Genomic DNA, 15,431 nt, shown 5'->3' on the forward strand with positions numbered 1-15,431 from the left:
TACAGTACAGTTGGCGACAATAACGGGTTGATCCTATCCCGGCAGAGGGTCCCGAACCAGTCCGCTCCATTCGCCATGCGGTCCGGGCCTGAATCGGGACCTCATCTCCAACTGAGATCAAACCACAGTCCCGAACAGCGCGCCGATGGCGGCCGACAGGATCATGGCGGCGGCGCCCCAGAAGGTGACCCGCAGCGTCGGTTTGAGAACCGGTGCGCCGCCCGCCGCCGCGCCGACCATGCCCAGAGCGGCGAGAAAGACGAGCGATGCCAACGCCGTGGTGATGACCAGCGCGGAGACAGGGGTGAGAATTGCGACGCCGAGGGGGAGCGCTGCGCCAACCGCAAAAGCCAGCGCCGAGGCGACGGCAGCCAGAACCGGGCGCGCAGCGGTGATTTCGGAAATGCCGAGTTCGTCGCGCGCATGGGTGCCCAGATTGTCGTGCCTGGCGAGCTGGGTTGCGACCTGATCGGCAAGCTCGGGATCGAGGCCGCGTTCCACATAGATTTGCGTCAGCTCCTGATGTTCGAACTCCGGCTGGGTTTCGAGTTCTGCCCGCTCGCGGGCCAGGTCTGCGTTTTCGGCGTCTGACTGGGAACTTACGGACACATATTCGCCGGCGGCCATCGACATGGCACCCGCCACCAGACCGGCAATGCCCGCGATCAACACTTCGCTGCGGCCCGAGGCTGCGGCGGCCACCCCGATAATCAGACTGGCGGTCGAGACGATGCCGTCATTGGCGCCGAGAACGGCAGCGCGCAACCAGCCGATCCTTGAAACCTGGTGGCGTTCGGTATGGGTATGCAGACGGCTCACGGACGGACCTCATCACGGCGGGGATCGCCTTCAGTCCATTCCAACGGGTCGGGCGCTGTTGTGCCTTGACCTTGATCAACCGGTGCTCTGGCGCCTCAGTTGCCGCGGGGCTTGGCGGCGAGGATCATGTAGTTGACGCCCATGTCGCGGGATTTGCGCCAGCGGTCCTCGAGCGGGGCATAGGAGACACCGCAGCGGTCGGCGATGGTCATTTTCGAGCGCTTGAGGACCGAGGTGATCTCTTCGGGGGTGACGAATTTCGAGTATTGGTGCGTGCCGCGGGGCAACCATTTCAGCACATATTCGGCCCCGACAATGGCGAGTGCGAAAGCGCGGGCTGTGCGGTTGATGGTGGCAACGAACATCAGCCCGCCGGGCTTGACCAATTTGGCGCAGCTCGAAAGGTACAGATCGACATCGGCAACGTGCTCGACGACTTCCATATTGAGGACGACGTCGAACTGCTCGCCCTTTTCGACAAGGCTCTCGGCCGTCACGGCGCGATAGTCGATCTCAAGCCCCGAACGCTCGGCATGGAGCGCGGCGATCTTGACGTTCTTGTCGCCGGGATCGATGCCGGTGACCGTCGCGCCGAGCCGTGCCATGGGCTCGCACAGGAGCCCTCCGCCACAGCCGACATCGAGAATGGAGAGACCCTTGAAGGGTTCGCGGGCGAGCCCGTCGAGCCCGAAATGGCCGATGACCTTTTCGCGGATATAGGCGAGGCGCACGGGATTGAATTTGTGCAGTGGCCTGAACTTGCCCGTGGGGTCCCACCACTCGTCGGCCATGGCGTTGAAACGGTCGATTTCGGCGGGGTTGATCGTGGTGTCGGACATGGTGACCTGGCTCATCGGGCAAAGAACGCGGGTATGGTTCGGCCATCAGGCGCGGTCAAGTCAAGCGGGTTGGGCTGCGGCAGATGTGCGGGGGCCGCGCGTGAGTGTTGAACGCGCGCGGTGAATGTGGCATTGGGAGCCGCCGCAGCAATGGTCGCCTTGCGCCAACGGTCTGCAGGCTGCGCAATTGGGAAGCCTCTGTCCTATGGCCAGGATCGTGATGAAGTTCGGCGGGACCTCCGTCGCCGATATCGAGCGCATCAGACACGCGGCTCGTCACGTCAAACGGGAGGCCGATGCCGGCCACCAGATTTGCGTCGTCGTTTCGGCCATGGCCGGCAAGACCAATGAGCTTGTGGGTTGGACCCGCGAAGCCTCGCCGCTGCACGATGCACGCGAATATGACGCCGTCGTCGCCTCGGGCGAACAGGTCACCGCCGGGCTGATGGCCATTGTCTTGCAGGATATGGGGGTGCCGGCACGCTCCTTTGCCGGCTGGCAGGTGCCGATCCTGACCAATGACGTGCACGGCGCGGCGCGGATCACCTCGATCAATGCGCGCACCCTCAACGATCGCATGGGCGACGGGCAGGTCTGCGTGATCACCGGATTCCAGGGGATCTCGCCGCAGGGCCGGATCACCACGCTCGGGCGCGGCGGCTCGGATACGTCTGCCGTCGCGGTGGCGGCGGCGGTCGAAGCCGATCGCTGCGATATCTATACCGATGTCGACGGGGTCTATACCGCCGATCCGCGGGTGGTGCCGCAGGCGGCTCGGCTCGACAAGGTGAGCTTCGAGGAAATGCTCGAAATGGCCTCATTGGGGGCCAAGGTGCTACAAACCCGTTCGGTCGAACTGGCGATGGCCAAGAAGGTCCGGTTGTCAGTGCGTTCGAGCTTCGATGACCCGGACGGCGTGCCGGCATCGGGCGGCGGCAAGGATTGGGCGGGCCCGGGCACGCTCGTTTGCGATGAGGATGAGATCGTGGAAAAGCAGATCGTTTCGGGGGTTACCTGCGCCAAGGCGGAAGCCAAGGTCACGCTGCGCGGGGTCAAGGATCATCCCGGCGTCGCCGCCGCCGTGTTCGGCGCGCTGGCCGACGAACAGATCGTTGTCGACATGATCGTGCAGAATATTTCCGAAGACGGGTTGTCCACCGACATTACCTTCACCGTGCCGGACAGCGAATTCGACAAGGCGAGCCGCGTGCTCGAAAACGCCAAGGGGCTCGAATATGACGAGTTGTCGGGCTCCAAGGGTGGCGCCAAGGTCTCGGTGATCGGGGTCGGCATGCGCTCGCATGCGGGCGTTGCGTCCTCGATGTTCCGGGCGCTGGCGGACAATGGAATCAACATCCAGCTGATCACGACTTCGGAAATCAAGACCTCGGTTCTGATCGATGAAGAGTTCGCCGACCTTGCGGTGAGGGCACTGCACACTTATTACGGTCTCGATAGCCAACAGGCCTGAGCGGGATCGACCGGGCCGATCCGGGGAGGGGCGGCGGACCAAGCTGCCGAACAACATGGCGATAACGGTTGCCGGACCGCGCGGCTTGCTGCGCGAACTGCGGCAGACCATGGCGGACGCCATGGGTGCACAGGATCGGCTCGACAAGATCGTTAAACTGATCGCGGACAACATGCGGGCCGATGTGTGCTCGTTCTATGTCCTGCGTGACGACGGCGCGCTGGAACTGTTCGCAACCCACGGCCTCAAATCCGAAGCGGTGCACATGACTTCGCTGCGGCTGGGCGAAGGCCTTGTCGGGCGGATCGCGGCCGAGGCCGAGCCGCTGTCTCTGTCAGATGCTCCGAGCCATCCTGCCTTTGCCTATCGCCCGGAAACCGGGGAAGACCCCTATGTGGCGTTTCTCGGTGTGCCGGTTTTGCGGGCCGGGCAGATCCTCGGTGTGCTGGTTGTCCAGAACGCGGAGACACGGGTCTATCGCGAGGACGAAACCGAGGTTTTGCTGACCGTCGCCACCTTGCTGGCGGAGATGGTCTCGACCGCCGAATTCGACAATCTGATCAAGCCGGGCTCCGATATCGAATTGCGCCGCCCGCGCATGATCGAGGGGCAGGTGCTGTCCGAAGGCATTGCGCTCGGGCAGGTGGTACTGCACGACCCGCGTGTGGTCGTTACCAATTTCGTCGCCGAGGACACGGACGCCGAATCCGAACGGCTCGAACGCGCCATTCGCACTTTGCGTGTCTCGATCGACGACATGTTCAATCATGGCGACATGCAGATGAAATCCGAGCATCGGGATATTCTCGAGAGCTACCGGATGTTTGCCTATGACCGGGGCTGGGTCCGGCGCATGCGCGAGGCGGTGGCCGCCGGGCTGACCGCGGAAGCTGCGGTTGAAAGGGTGCAGAACGACACCCGCGCCCGCATGCAGCGCCAGTCCGACCCCTATATCCGCGACCGGTTGCACGATCTCGATGATCTCGCCAACCGGCTGCTGCGGGTGCTGACTGGGGACCTCAAGGTGTTCGGGGCGCGGGAACTGCCGGACAATGCGGTTCTTGTCGCCCGGAATATGGGGCCGGCGGAACTGCTCGAATATGACCGCTCGCGGCTGCGCGGCGTGGTGCTCGAAGAAGGCGGCAATACCTCGCATGTGGCCATTGTCGCGCGCTCGCTGGGCCTTGTGGCGGTCGGGCAGGTCGACAACATCGTCTCGCTGTCGGAGACCGGGGACGACATCATCGTCGATGCAACAACCGGCACCGTGCAGCTTCGTCCGCCCCCCGATGTCGAGGCGACCTATGCCGACAAGGTGCGGCTTTCGGCCAAGCGCCAGGCACGGTTCGCGGCGCTCAGGGACAAGCCTTCCATCACCAAGGACGGGCAGGAAATTGCGCTGTTCCACAATTCGGGCCTGATCGCCGATCTCGATGCGCTCGAGGAGACCGGGGCCGACGGGGTCGGGCTGTTCCGGACCGAACTGCAATTCATGATCGCCTCGAAGCTGCCAAGGCTCGGCGAACAGGTCGAGCTGTACAAGGAAGCGATCGCGGCATGCGGCGACAAGCCGATCGTTTTCCGCCTGCTCGATATCGGCGGCGACAAGGTCGTGCCCTATATCCGCTCGGCCGCGGAACAGAATCCCGCGATGGGCTGGCGCTCCTTGCGGCTGGCGCTCGACCGGCAAGGCCTGTTGCGGACCCAGGTCAGGGCCTTGCTGCAGGCGGCCGAGGCCAAGCCGCTCAAGATCCTGGTGCCGATGGTCACCGAATCGCTCGAGTTCCGGCAGGCCAAGAATGTGATCGAAAAAGAGCATGAGCGGCTCGTCCGCAACGGGCAGACCCCGCCTGAAAGCATCCAGATCGGGGCGATGATCGAGGTGCCTTCGCTTCTGTTCGAGCTCGACAGATTGCTGCCGATGAGCGATTTCATCTCGATCGGTTCGAACGATCTGGTTCAGTTTCTGACTGCAGCGGACCGCACCAATCCGCGGGTGTCGCGCAGCTATGACCCCATCGCCCTGCCGCGCCTGAGGGCACTGCGGCTGATCGCGGAGGCGGCGGAAAACCACGGCAAGCCCCTCACCATGTGCGGGGAGCTGGCCGGGCATCCGGTCGAGGCGCTGGCGCTGATGGCCATCGGCATTACCCGGCTGTCGATGGCGGCGTCTTCAATCGGCCCGATCAAGGAGCTGGTGCGGGCGGTCAATCTCGCTCCGATCCGCGAGGAAGTGCTGGCCGCGCTCGGCAATGAAGATCCGTTCCTGTCGATGCGCGATCTCATCAAGGAACTGGCGGCGCGCCAGGCATTGCCGGTCTAGCGCAATTCCGGCTATGAACCGGGCCCGTGCCGGATTGTCCGGCGCCCGGGCGCATGCGGTTCGCCTTCGTTAATCCGGGCCCAACCCCTAAGAGGACATCAGATGGCGCAACTACCGGCTGACAAGCTGGAGGCTCTCGAGAAGAAATTCGTCTCGCTGGAAAGCGATCTGGCGGCCAATCCGGATCCGGAAACCTTTGTGCGGCTGTCCAAGGAATATGCCGAGCTTCAGCCGGTGGTCGAGAAGATCCGCGCCTATCGTCGTGCCGACGCTGAACTCCAGGGCACGCTCGAGATCATCGAGGCGGGGGGCGATCAGGAGCTGGTCGATCTTGCCTATGAGGAACGCGACGAGCTGCGCGAGACCATCGAAGGGCTGACCCACGAAATCAGGCTGCTGCTGCTGCCCAAGGACGCCGATGACAACCGTTCGGCGATTCTCGAAATCCGCGGCGGCACCGGCGGAGACGAGGCGGCGCTGTTCGCAGGGGATCTGTTCCGCATGTATCAGCGCCACGCCGAACTGGCCGGCTGGAAGATGAGCATCCTCGAGGCCAGCGAGGGCGATGTCGGTGGTTATAAGGAAATCACCGCGCAGATCGCTGGCACCGGGGTCTATGCCCGGATGAAGTATGAATCGGGGGTTCACCGGGTTCAGCGTGTGCCCGAGACCGAATCGGGCGGGCGGATCCACACTTCGGCGGCAACGGTTGCCGTTTTGCCGGAAGTCGAGGACATCGATATCGAAATCCGCCCCGAGGATCTGCGCATCGACACCATGCGTGCCTCGGGCGCCGGCGGGCAGCATGTGAACACTACCGATTCGGCGGTACGCATCACCCATATCCCGACAGGCACCGTGGTGACCGCCTCGGAGAAATCCCAGCACCAGAACCGCGCCACCGCGATGAAGGTCCTGCGGGCGCGCCTGTTCGAAATGCAGAAGGTCGAGCGCGACAGTGCCCGCGCCGAAGCCCGCAAGGGCATGGTCGGGTCGGGCGACCGGTCCGAGCGCATCCGCACCTATAATTTTCCGCAAGGGCGGGTCACCGATCACCGCATCAACCTGACGTTGTACAAGCTCGACAAGGTGATCGCCGGTGAAGCGCTTGACGAGATCATCGACGCGTTGATCACCGAGGATCAGGCGGCCAAGCTCGCCGCTCTCGACGAGGACGCGTAAGCCGGCAGGAAACCCGATGAGCGAAGAAGCGCATATCAGTTTCGGACAATTGGCGCGGCGGCTCCGCCAGCGCTTTGAAGCGTCCGGTATCGACACAGCGCCGCTCGACGCGCGTTTGCTGGTGGCCCATGCCGCCGGGCTTGGCGATGCGGGGCTGATCGTGCGCGAGCACGAGGCGGTCTCTCCCGATGTCATCGCCGATGCCGAAGGACTGGCGGATCGCCGGCTCGATGGCGAACCGGTGGCCCGGATCATCGGGGAAAAGGAATTTTACGGGCTTGTGATCGGGCTCAATGACGACACGCTGGTGCCGCGTCCCGATACCGAGGTGCTGGTGGAGACCGGGCTCGGTCAGATCGCCGGGCACGACCATCCCCGCGTCCTGGATCTCGGCACGGGCAGCGGTTGCGTTGCGATTGCCATCGCCATGCACCATCCAAATGCCGAGGTAGTGGCGACGGATATCAGCGCCGGCGCGCTCGCCATGGCCAATGCCAATCTGGCGCTTTACGGGCTCGAGGGCCGGGTCGGGGTGGTGTGCGGGCAATGGTTTGCCCCGCTGCCGGCGGAGACCCGTTTCGATCTCATCGTTTCCAACCCGCCCTATATCGAGAGCGGGGCCATCCCGGGGCTGGCGCCCGAAGTCAGCCGCCACGATCCGTTGCTGGCGCTCGATGGCGGGGCGGACGGGCTCGATGCCTATCGCGAGATCATCGGGGCAGCGGACCGGTTCCTCAACCCCGGCGGCATGCTCGCGCTGGAGATCGGAGCGACCCAGGCCGGGGCGGTCGGTGCGCTCATGAAAGATAAAGGTTTCGCCGATATTCTCGTCGCCAAGGACCTCGCCGGTCTCGATCGTGTGGTCAGCGCCCGTTTGCCGTAAGGCGCGATTGCCCGGGAATTGGGGGATGTCCGCATTTTTCGCTTGGAAATGGCAAGCGAAGCGGTTAGGGTCCGAGCCGCTGAAGGGGTGCTTTGACGGCACCTCACCAATCCCGCAAGCTATATTCTGGCGATGCCCTTTGGGGCAGGCGGGCAGCAAACCAAGGCACGACCCAATCTTTGTGACGGAACGGTAGCAGCGGCAGCTACGGTGGGAGCATAATAGCTCCATTCCGCGCGGTGCGACTGGTGATGTTAACCGAATTGGCCGACCCCCTTGGGTTCGCCGCACAAGAGTGAAGTAACAAACGATCCATGAGACCTGGACAGCAGAACAAGCGTTCGCGCGGCCGTAACAACCGCAAGAATGTCAATCCGCTGACGCGCAACTACGAGAGCAATGGACCTGACGTGAAGGTGCGCGGCAACGCGGCGCATATCGCGGACAAATATGTCCAGCTCGCACGCGACGCGGCCGCCTCTGGCGACTCGGTAATGGCCGAGAACTACTTCCAACACGCCGAGCATTATTTCCGCATCATCTCCGCGGCTCAGGCGCAAAATCAGCAGCGCCAGCAGGACAATCAGTCCGACAATGGCGATCAGGACGACGGCGGTTCCGACGATCAGTCCAACGACAATGGCAATGGCCGCCGCGCCGCTGCCAATGGCGCGGACAATGAAGATCGCGGCGAGGCCGGTGGCGATGATCGCGAGTCCGGCCGGGGCCGCCGGCGCCGTCAACGCGACACTGCCGAAGACGGACAGGGTGATGCGTCCGGCAAAGACGCTTCGGGCAAAGAGGTTTCCGGCAAGCCTGCCTCTGAAAAGGCCGATGCAGGCAAGGCCGATGCGGGCAAAGACGTTTCCGGCAAGGACGTTTCCGGCAAGCAAGCTGCGGATAGCGGTGTATCCGGGGAGGCCAATGGCCAAGCCGGCGATGACGCCGTTGAGGCCGAAGCGCCCAAGCGCCGCGCCCGCCGCCCGCGCCGCACCGCAACGTCCGATCAAGGCGATCTGGCCGGTGCACCGCAGCCCAGCATTGAACCGCTGGGCGCCGGCAAGGATGACGAGCCCGCCGCCGCCGAATAGCAGGTTGTCACATATCGAGTTTTGAAAAGGCCGGGCCAACGCCCGGCCTCTTTGTGTTTGGCGTCAGCGCCTTTCCACGATCTCCCGGCGGCGAGCTTCAAGGCCCGACAGAATCAGCGAGAGACCGGCTTCGAAGGCGTCATGCGGGTCGTTGAGGCCGCTGCGGCGCTGCATGACCGCCGCGGTGAGGTTCGGGTAGAGGGCCGGGTCGGGCGGGTCGTGCCGGTCGCCGCCGCGCTTGGTCGAATCCTTTAAGCGGGCCCGCTCGGCCTCGGCCTGGTATTCGAGCGCCGACCCCATGACGTAGTTCCCCACGCTCATGATCAGGGTCAGCGCTTCGCCCGGCGAGAACCCGGCATCTGTCCACATGCCCAGCCAGCGCTCGATGTGGGGCAGGCCCAGATCGGTGGGGCGATTGCCGGCCATGACGCGGGCCGCATCGCGATAGGAGATCAGGGTGCGGTACTGGCGGCGGAACATCTCGGCAATCATGTCCTTCCACTCGCCATCCTTGGGCAGGGGCGGCTCCTTGGCCCGCTGCAGTGCGATCATGCATTCGGCCATCTGGTCGAGCAGCTGACGCTTGTCCTTGACGTGCCAGTAGAGGGTGGGCGCGGACACGCCGAGAGCCTTGGCAAGGCGCCGCAAGGTGAGCGCGTCGAGCCCGTCTTCATCCAGCAATTCAATGGCCTTAGCCACCACTTCGTCGCGCGTCAGCGCCATGGGCGAACGGGCTCCCTTGCATCTCTAACACTGTTAGAGTATAGCATCTCTAACAGTGTTAGAGAAAGAGCGATCTGAGGACGAGCGAACAATGGACGGACTATCTCGGGACGAGCGCCGGTCAGCCATGTCTTCGCCAGGGGCGGCACCAGAACAGGCGGATGCGGTGAAGGTCCGCGGTCTCACCAAGAGCTACAAGAATGTCGAGGCGGTACGCGGCATCGACCTGACCGTGAAGGCCGGGGAGACTTTCGGTTCCTCGGGCCGAACGGGGCTGGCAAATCGACGACCATCAAGATCCTGTGCACGCTGGTGCCGGCAAGTTCGGGCACGGCCTATGTGGCCGGGTTCAATGTCGCCACCGAGCGCGATGCAGTGCGGCGGCATATCGGGCTCGTGTTCCAGGAACCGACGCTCGACGGGTACCTGAGCGCCGAACAAAACCTCAAATTTCACGGCGAACTCTATGGGGTCGACCGGGCGGGGGCGGCGGAGCGGCGCAAGCAGGTGCTCGACATGGTCGGGCTCTATGAGCGGCGGCATGATCTGGTGCAGACCTTTTCGGGCGGCATGCGGCGGCGGCTCGAGATTGCGCGCGGTTTGCTGCACTCGCCACGCGTCCTGTTCCTGGACGAGCCGACCATCGGGCTCGATCCGCAGACCCGTGCCTCGATCTGGGACTATATCGCGCAACTGCACGAGACCGAGGACATCACGGTGTTCGTAACCACCCATTACATGGACGAGGCCGAGCATTGCGACCGGATCGCGATCATGAATGAGGGCCAGATCGTGGCGCTCGACACACCCGAGGCGCTCAAGGCCGCGGTTGGCAAGGACCGGGTGCAGCTTTCGACCGACGACGATCAGGCGGCCATGGCGGCGCTCAAATCTGAGTTCGGGCTCGAGGCGCAGATGCGCGACGGCCAGGTGACGATCTCGGTGCCGGAGGGGGCGGGGTTCGTGCCTCAGCTCTTCGAGCGGTTGGGCGTGCCGATCCGCTCGGTGAGCGTGCATCGCCCGAGCCTTGACGATGTGTTTTTGGCCCATGCGGGCACCACGCTGCGCGATGCCGAACGCGGCAAGGGCCGGCCGGTCCATGCCGGATTTCCCCCGATAAGGAGACGATGATGAGCGCCACAGAAATCTCTTCCGTGCGGGTGCCGCGCGGCGGCCTCGGGCACGAAATGCGGGCGGTCATGACCGTCTGGCTGCGCGAACTGATCCGGTTCCGGCGCGATCCGGCGCGGATGATCGCCTCGTTGGCGCAGCCCTTTCTGTTTCTTTTCGTGCTCGGTGCCGGGCTCGGTTCGCTGATCGAAACCGGCAGCGAGACGGCGAGTTTCACCACGTTCCTGTTCCCCGGTGTTCTGGCGATGTCGGTCTTGTTCACCGCAGCCTTTGCCGGGATCTCGATGGTGTGGGACCGCGAGTTCGGCTTTTTGCGCGAGATGCTGGTGGCGCCGGTCTCGACAACGGCGATCCTCACCGGCAAATGCCTCGGCGGGGCGACCGTGGCCACCGTCCAGTCGATGGCCATCCTGATCTTCGCCGGGTTTGCCGGGGTGCCCTATGACCCGCTCATGATCGTCGAGATCATGGGGCTGTTGTTCCTGATGAGTTTCATGATCACTGCGCTCGGGCTGGTGCTGGCTTCAAGGGTCAAGCAGGTGCAGTCGGCCATGCCGCTTGTGCAATTGATCATCACGCCGCTGATGTTCCTGTCGGGCGCGCTGTTCCCGCTGTCGCGGCTGCCGGACTGGCTTTACTGGGTGACCCATCTCAACCCCATGACCTATGCGGTGGCGCCGCTGCGCGAAGTGGTCTTCGAGCGGCTCGCGATCACGCCCGAGGTCCAGGCATTGCTCAATCCACCGCTATTGTGGGGTGGTTTTGCCGTGCCGGTCTGGTTACAGGCGCTGATCGTTGCGGGCTGCTGTGCCGGCCTCCTGGCGCTTGCGGTCCTGTTGTTCGCGCGTAGCGAATAAAAATGCGGACGGCCGGGCAGACAAGGTGCCTGCCCGGCCCTTTTGTTTCACAAATCCATGCCTATATCTTGTGCGAAGGGTGTGCCGCCAAAGCGGGCATCTTGATCAAGATCAACGCCTTGGGCGTGGGGTTTCGTGCCAAATGGGCGAGCCGCGCGGGCCGAAGAGAAGGAGAGTTGGCGTGGATATCGAAAAATACACCGAGCGGGCGCGCGGTTTCATTCAGAGCGCCCAGCAAATGGCCCTGTCTGCGGGCCATCAGCAGTTTTCACCCCTGCATCTGTTGAAGGTCCTGCTCGACGACGACCAAGGCATGGCCTCCGGTCTCATCGAGCGTGCGGGCGGCAATCCCACAGCGGTGCGCGGCACCGTGGAGGCGGGGCTGAGAAAGATCGCCCAGGTCTCCGGCGATAGCGGCCAGCTCTATCTCGGGCGGGAATTGGCCAAGGTGTTCGACACCGCCGAGCAGGCGGCCAAGAAGGCCGGGGACAGCTATGTCACCGTCGAGCGGCTTTTGCTGGCTCTGACCATCGAGAAAGACACCGATGCGGGCCGGGCGCTGAAGTCTGCCGGGGTGACCCCGAACGGGCTCAATCAGGCCATCGAAACCCTGCGCAAGGGCCGCACCGCGGACACCGCTTCTGCCGAAGCGGGCTACGATGCCTTGAAGAAATATGCCCGCGACCTGACCGCGGAAGCGCGAGAAGGCAAGCTTGACCCCGTCATCGGGCGCGACGAGGAAATCCGCCGCACGATCCAGGTTCTTTCGCGGCGCACCAAGAACAACCCCGTGCTGATCGGCGAACCCGGCGTTGGCAAGACCGCTATTGCCGAAGGTCTCGCCAACCGCATCGTCAATGGCGATGTGCCCGAAAGCCTCAAGAACAAGTCGCTTCTGGCGCTCGACCTCGGGGCGATGATCGCGGGTGCGAAATATCGCGGCGAGTTCGAGGAACGGCTCAAATCGGTGCTCAGCGAAATCCAGGCCGCCGAAGGCCAGGTGATCCTGTTCATCGACGAGATGCACACGCTTGTGGGTGCCGGCAAGGCGGATGGGGCGATGGACGCCTCGAACCTGTTGAAGCCGGCCCTGGCACGCGGCGAACTCCACTGCGTGGGCGCGACGACGCTCGACGAATATCAAAAGCACGTGGAAAAGGATGCAGCGCTGGCTCGCCGGTTCCAGCCGGTCTTTGTCAGTGAGCCGTCGGTCGAGGATACGATTTCGATCCTTCGTGGCCTCAAGGAGAAATACGAGCTGCATCACGGTGTGCGGATCTCGGATTCGGCGCTCGTCTCCGCGGCGACGCTGTCGAACCGCTACATCACCGAGCGTTTCCTGCCCGACAAGGCGATCGATCTTGTCGATGAGGCGGCAGCGCGGTTGCGGATGCAGGTCGACAGCAAGCCTGAAGCGCTGGATGAGCTCGACCGCCGGATCATCCAGCTCAAAATCGAACGCGAGGCGCTCAAGAAGGAAACCGACGATGCCTCCAAGGCGCGGCTCGACAAGCTCGAAGCCGAGCTGAGCGATCTCGAGGAAGAGGCGCAGGCCCTGTCCCAGCGCTGGCTCAAGGAAAAAGAGCGGCTGGGGGAAGCCCAGCACCTCAAGGAAGATCTCGACCGGGCGCGGACCGACCTCGAAAACGCCCAGCGTGCGGGTGATCTCGCCAAGGCCGGGGAACTGGCCTATGGGGTCATTCCCGAGCTCGAAAAGAAGATCAAGGCTGCCGAAGACGATGCCGATGGCGTTGCCTCGGACATGGTCGAAGAGGTGGTTTCGCCCGATCACGTCGCGCAGATCGTCTCGCGCTGGACCGGTGTGCCGGTCGACAGGATGCTCGAAGGCGAACGCGACAAGCTGCTGCGCATGGAAGACGAACTCGGGGCCCGCGTTGTCGGGCAGGCCGAGGCGGTTCATGCCGTGGCGAAGGCCGTCAGGCGGTCGCGTGCCGGGTTACAGGACCCCAACCGGCCGATCGGCTCGTTCATCTTCCTCGGCCCGACCGGGGTCGGCAAGACCGAGCTGACCAAGGCGCTCGCGGAGTTCATGTTCGACGATGAGGCGGCGATGGTCCGGCTCGACATGTCCGAATATATGGAAAAGCACGCGGTCTCGCGGCTGATCGGCGCTCCGCCGGGCTATGTCGGTTACGACGAAGGTGGCGCGCTGACCGAGGCGGTCCGCCGCCGGCCCTACCAGGTGATCCTGTTCGACGAGATCGAGAAGGCGCACCCGGATGTGTTCAACGTGTTGTTGCAGGTGCTCGACGATGGGCGGCTGACGGACGGGCAGGGCCGCACGGTCGACTTCCGCAACACGGTCATCATCATGACCTCGAACCTTGGGGCGGAGTATCTGGTTCAGCAGCCCGAAGGCGAGCCGGTCGAGGCGGTGCGGGGCAAGGTGCTCGATGCGGTCAAATCCGCGTTCCGGCCCGAGTTTCTCAACCGGGTGGACGAGATCCTTCTGTTCCACAGGCTCGGGCGCGAGCATATGGGCGCGATTGTCGATATCCAGCTCAAGGGGCTCGAAAAGCTCCTGGCGGACCGCGACATCACGCTCGATCTCACCCCGGCGGCGCATGAATGGCTGGCCCGTGAGGGCTATGATTCAGCCTATGGCGCCCGGCCGCTCAAGCGGGCGATCCAGCGCAATGTGCAGGATAATCTCGCCGAGGCCATGCTGTCCGGCCAGATCGGGGATGGCATGCATGTCACGGTCGATGTCGACAGCGTCGGCACCGGGCTGACGGTCACGCCCGGCGAGGCGACACCCGAAGCCGAGGTCGCCTGACCAGCCATCAGTCTCATCGACGAGACATCAAACGCCCCCGCTTTCAGGCATGGAAGCGGGGGCGTGCTCGATTCGGCTTTCGCAATAGTGTTGGGGCGCGTGCTCGCCTAAGCTCGGCGCTGTATCCAGCATCGTCTTTGGGGGGAGAGATGAACGCGTTGAGAAAAGGGAGCATCATTGCTTTGGCGGTCGGGGCTGTTCTGCCGCTCATGACCGGACTGGTCCTGGCGCAAAACGGTGCCGACCATTCGGGCGTGGTGACGACGTTCGAGGCCAATCCCGGCCTTGCCGCCGATCCGCAGCCTGGCGGCGGGCAGTTGACCGTGCTGGGTGATCAGCCGGTTTTGACCGCGTTCGATGCGAACCAGGCCTTCGAGAACTATCTCGATGCGCGCGGTCTCAACGAATTCAACGCCAATGACTGGAGCGGGTTCGACCCCTTTGCCCTGCCGCAGGGTTTCGAGTTCACGACCCTTGATGCCGACCAACTCGGCACCGGTGAGGACGCGCTGATCAAGGCATTGCAATTTCAGACCAATGCGCTTGAGCAGGCTGGCGGGCTGAGCCTGTTTCCGGCTGACAAAAATGCCGCCGGTTTGCGGCTGCTGGCCGAATTGCGCGCCCTTTCCGAGGACGATCTGACCCGTGTGGTCGCCAATATCACGCCCTGTTCGATCGTGACCTGTCCGCCATTCTCGCAGAGCGAGGTCGTGGGTCTTGCGATCAAGGTGGGCGACGATCGTCGCGCCGAGCGCGCCGATGCCCGGTCGGCAGAGGCAAACGAACTGGCTGAGGCGGCCAACACGCTGGCCGGATCGGCCAATACATTGGCGAGCCAGTCCAACGATACGGCCTGGCTGGCCATGATCGTTGCCGGCGTCGCCGCCATTTTGACCGTCCTTGTGCCGATGGGCAGTGCGTTCGTCAAACGTGGGCAGGGGACAGGTGAAACCCATCGGCTTGGCGATGCGGCGCTGGCGCAGATTCGCGGTGAAATCCAGTCGGCCCTGGAGAAACTCGGCAAACCGGCTCCCGAGCCGGAGGCGCCCGCGCCACCTGCGGGCTCCGGGAGCGGCTGAGATCCCGTTGCCGGGACCATGTCGCTGCACGCCGGATTTGACAGGGTCCCACTTTAGACCCCCAGCGAGTTTGCTGCGCTCACAACCTTCGTCATGCTCGGGCAGCCCGCCGGCGTGAGGCAGTAGAGCCCGCCGGCGTGCGGCACAAGGAAGTCGGGAATGACGCTGATTGTCTGGCTGAGGTTCCGCCACATTCCCTTCCGTCATTCCGGCGAAAGCCGGAAACCAGTAACCCC

General features: G+C 63.9%; 12 protein-coding genes. 9 read left to right on the top strand and 3 right to left on the bottom strand.

Features of this window, described 5'->3' with window-relative positions; translation table 11 throughout:
- Positions 1-117: 117 nt before the first annotated feature.
- Positions 118-819 (bottom strand): VIT1/CCC1 transporter family protein, encoded by a 702-nt coding sequence (locus tag G489_RS0116085; RefSeq protein WP_029042384.1) that lies wholly within the window; start codon positions 817-819, stop codon positions 118-120.
- A gap of 95 nt (positions 820-914) precedes the next feature.
- Complete coding sequence (ubiG, locus tag G489_RS0116090) at positions 915-1,658, bottom strand: bifunctional 2-polyprenyl-6-hydroxyphenol methylase/3-demethylubiquinol 3-O-methyltransferase UbiG (RefSeq protein WP_407059837.1); 744 nt, start codon at positions 1,656-1,658, stop codon at positions 915-917.
- Positions 1,659-1,863: 205 nt separating this feature from the next.
- Here ubiG and G489_RS0116095 point away from each other — a divergent pair, with 205 nt between their 5' ends.
- The 5 genes from G489_RS0116095 to G489_RS21080 all read left to right on the top strand — a co-directional run bounded on the left by G489_RS0116095 (position 1,864) and on the right by G489_RS21080 (position 8,608).
- The gene (locus tag G489_RS0116095) at positions 1,864-3,129 is read left to right on the top strand and encodes an aspartate kinase (protein WP_029042386.1); all 1,266 of its coding nucleotides are present in this window, start codon (positions 1,864-1,866) and stop codon (positions 3,127-3,129) included.
- Between the two features lie 55 nt (positions 3,130-3,184).
- A complete protein-coding gene (gene ptsP / locus G489_RS0116100; RefSeq protein WP_029042387.1) occupies positions 3,185-5,452 on the top strand; it encodes a phosphoenolpyruvate--protein phosphotransferase in 2,268 nt (755 codons plus the stop codon).
- A gap of 102 nt (positions 5,453-5,554) precedes the next feature.
- Positions 5,555-6,634, top strand: a complete 1,080-nt coding sequence (prfA, locus tag G489_RS0116105) for a peptide chain release factor 1 (RefSeq protein WP_029042388.1) — start codon at positions 5,555-5,557, stop codon at positions 6,632-6,634.
- A gap of 16 nt (positions 6,635-6,650) precedes the next feature.
- Complete coding sequence (gene prmC, locus G489_RS0116110) at positions 6,651-7,517, top strand: peptide chain release factor N(5)-glutamine methyltransferase (RefSeq protein ID WP_029042389.1); 867 nt, start codon at positions 6,651-6,653, stop codon at positions 7,515-7,517.
- Positions 7,518-7,831: 314 nt separating this feature from the next.
- A complete protein-coding gene (locus G489_RS21080; RefSeq protein ID WP_051332739.1) occupies positions 7,832-8,608 on the top strand; it encodes a DUF4167 domain-containing protein in 777 nt (258 codons plus the stop codon).
- Between the two features lie 63 nt (positions 8,609-8,671).
- Here the strand turns inward: G489_RS21080 and G489_RS0116120 are convergent, their stop codons facing one another.
- A complete protein-coding gene (locus tag G489_RS0116120) occupies positions 8,672-9,331 on the bottom strand; it encodes a TetR/AcrR family transcriptional regulator C-terminal domain-containing protein (protein ID WP_029042390.1) in 660 nt (219 codons plus the stop codon).
- Positions 9,332-9,433: 102 nt separating this feature from the next.
- Between G489_RS0116120 and G489_RS21085 the strand changes: the two genes are divergently transcribed.
- The 4 genes from G489_RS21085 (at position 9,434) to G489_RS0116140 (ending at position 15,195) form a co-directional block, all read left to right on the top strand.
- Positions 9,434-10,462: an ATP-binding cassette domain-containing protein gene (locus G489_RS21085; RefSeq protein WP_281173322.1), complete on the top strand. Its 1,029-nt coding sequence runs from the start codon at positions 9,434-9,436 to the stop codon at positions 10,460-10,462.
- Positions 10,462-11,319, top strand: coding sequence for an ABC transporter permease (locus tag G489_RS0116130; protein WP_029042391.1), 858 nt, complete (start codon positions 10,462-10,464; stop codon positions 11,317-11,319). Before G489_RS21085 ends, G489_RS0116130 begins: the two co-directional genes overlap by 1 nt.
- A gap of 181 nt (positions 11,320-11,500) precedes the next feature.
- Positions 11,501-14,116 carry an ATP-dependent chaperone ClpB gene (clpB, locus tag G489_RS0116135; protein ID WP_029042392.1) on the top strand — a complete coding sequence of 872 codons (2,616 nt, stop codon included), beginning with the start codon at positions 11,501-11,503 and terminating at the stop codon, positions 14,114-14,116.
- 149 nt (positions 14,117-14,265) lie between these two features.
- Positions 14,266-15,195, top strand: a complete 930-nt coding sequence (locus tag G489_RS0116140) for a hypothetical protein (RefSeq protein WP_155889423.1) — start codon at positions 14,266-14,268, stop codon at positions 15,193-15,195.
- The last annotated feature ends 236 nt before the right edge of the window (positions 15,196-15,431 follow it).

It is taken from the genome of Cucumibacter marinus DSM 18995 (assembly GCF_000429865.1).
GTDB classification, from domain to species: Bacteria; Pseudomonadota; Alphaproteobacteria; order Rhizobiales; family Devosiaceae; genus Cucumibacter; species Cucumibacter marinus.